General features: G+C 62.8%; 1 protein-coding gene and 2 pseudogenes. 1 reads left to right on the plus strand and 2 read right to left on the minus strand.

Features of this window, described 5'->3' with window-relative positions:
• Positions 1–221 (plus strand): annotated as a pseudogene (locus APM_RS18780) (IS110 family transposase); the annotation flags it as partial.
• Between the two features lie 244 nt (positions 222–465).
• Here the strand turns inward: APM_RS18780 and APM_RS21000 are convergent.
• Together APM_RS21000 and APM_RS18790 are read right to left on the minus strand one after the other, a co-directional pair.
• A pseudogene (locus tag APM_RS21000) lies at positions 466–1141 on the minus strand (IS5 family transposase); the annotation flags it as partial.
• Positions 1142–1207: 66 nt separating this feature from the next.
• Entirely contained in the window at positions 1208–1837 is a 630-nt protein-coding gene (locus APM_RS18790) for an IS5 family transposase (protein ID WP_138919278.1), read from the minus strand.
• Positions 1838–1923 lie beyond the last annotated feature (86 nt).

The raw sequence follows: 1923 nt of genomic DNA on the forward strand, positions 1-1923 counted from the left end.
GGTTGCTGCGGAGCTACCTGTTCGAGGCGGCTGCCTCGCTGCTGGTGCAAAGCTCATCAGCATTGAAAACATGGGGGCTGGCACTCATGCAACGACTTGGTTTCAAGCGGGCAGCCGTTGCCGTCGCCCGCAAGATCGGCGTTGTGCTACACGCCATGTGGAAGTCCAACAAGCCGTTCGAGGCTTGGCACGGCGCGACACCCAAGACCCGAGCAGCCTGACGGTTTCGCCAGTTTACTGAATCCGCCCCTCAGGCGGACGCAGGCGTCCTCGCCGGACGCGACGAGGCTACCCCGAGTTGGGTCTTGCTGCCGGGTTATCCGGACCGCGCTCTCGACATGGTGGGCCTCGCCTTCGAAAAGCATGTTGCGGCGACCAACGAGGGTCGACCCCGGAAACAACCAAGATCCGGCGATGATGCAGCGAGCTGCAAGAAAGGAGTTGACAGGTCAGTCGCGATCAAACAACCACCCACCGGCGGGCAATGACGGCGAAGCCGAACTGTCTGTCGGCCTTTCGCACCACCTCGATGCGGATTGGGCTGGCGTCGGCGACGCGGGGCCCGGCATAGCCGCCATCTGCGTAGCCCAGCGCCACGAACGGCCAACTCGCACGCGACGCTCGGAGCAGCGGCCCAGCCCCGTCACGATCCTGAATGGCGGCCGAATGGGCCTGCAGCTTGAGCGCCCGGCCGTCGGTATCGACCATCGCGTGGCGCTTGCGGCCCTTGATCTTCTTGCCCGATTCGTAACCCCGGGTCTCACCACTCTCGGTCGTCTTGACGCTCTGACTGTCGATCACCGCCGCCGTGGGCTCGCCTCCCGACCCGCCCGTTCGCGGTCCAGCATCACCAGATGATGGTTGATCCGCTCCCAGGTGCCATTGTCACGGAAGCGGGCAAACCAGCGATAGGCCGTGGGCCATGGCGGAAAATCCCTCGGCAAGAGGCTCCAGGCAATCCCGCCTCGCAGGACGTAGAAGATCGCGTTGACAATCTCGCGCATCTCCCACTTCCGACGCCGGCCGCATGAGCGCGGCGTGAGCAGAAACGGCGACAGGAGCAGCCATTCCGCGTCGGTCACGTCGCTTCCATAGCGTAGTCCACTGCGGCATGCTGCGCACGGATGGTTGGCGTCCACATGGTGTCTCCGGCAAGGCTTTGAACACCTGCCCGGAATCATATCCGGCCCAACTATCCAACCCCTCATCAAAGCCGTTGCACATCCATTCCGAAATGGCCTTTAAGGCGGCCGAACATGTTTTCGATGTGGTGGCGTGGGCGGTAGGGCGTCTTGTCGTGAGGCAGCGGCTCTTTCCCTCTCCTGATTGATGGAATGCAGGGCGTGAAGCCGCGTTCGAGGAGGGCCGCGCGGAAAGCATTGCTGTTGTAGCCGCGATCGGCGAGCAGTTCGCGGGCCGACGGCATGGCGGACAGCATCATCGCCGCGCCTTTGTGATCGCTCATCTGGTCTTCGGCCAGAAGCAACATGATCGAGCGGCCCTGTCCGTCGCAGACGGGGTGAAGCTTCGAGTTCAGGTCGCCCTTGGTGCGCCCGATAGAGCGTCGACAAGCCCCCTTTTGAAGCAGACTGGCCGCGGTGCGATGCGCCTTCAGATGAGTGGCGTAGATCATCTGCCGTTCCGGCGTGCCGGCCTCGGCCGCAAAGGCCGCGAAGATGCGGCTGAACACGTCAAGGCGGCTCCAGCGGATAAACTGATTGTAGAGCGTCTTCGGCGGCCCGTAGCCGCGTGGCGCATCCTTCCACTGCAGGCCATGCGGGATCACGCAGATCATCCCGCCTACCACCAGCCCGTCATCTATCGGCGCTTGCAGCAGCCCAAGCTAGCCGCCTAAAATCCAATCCAGATGTGGCCTTTTCTTCGTTATCGCACCCCAAACTTAGAGCGTATTTCGATCAGTCT

The sequence above is a fragment of the Acidiphilium sp. PM genome (genome assembly GCF_000219295.1).
GTDB classification, from domain to species: domain Bacteria; phylum Pseudomonadota; class Alphaproteobacteria; order Acetobacterales; family Acetobacteraceae; genus Acidiphilium; species Acidiphilium multivorum.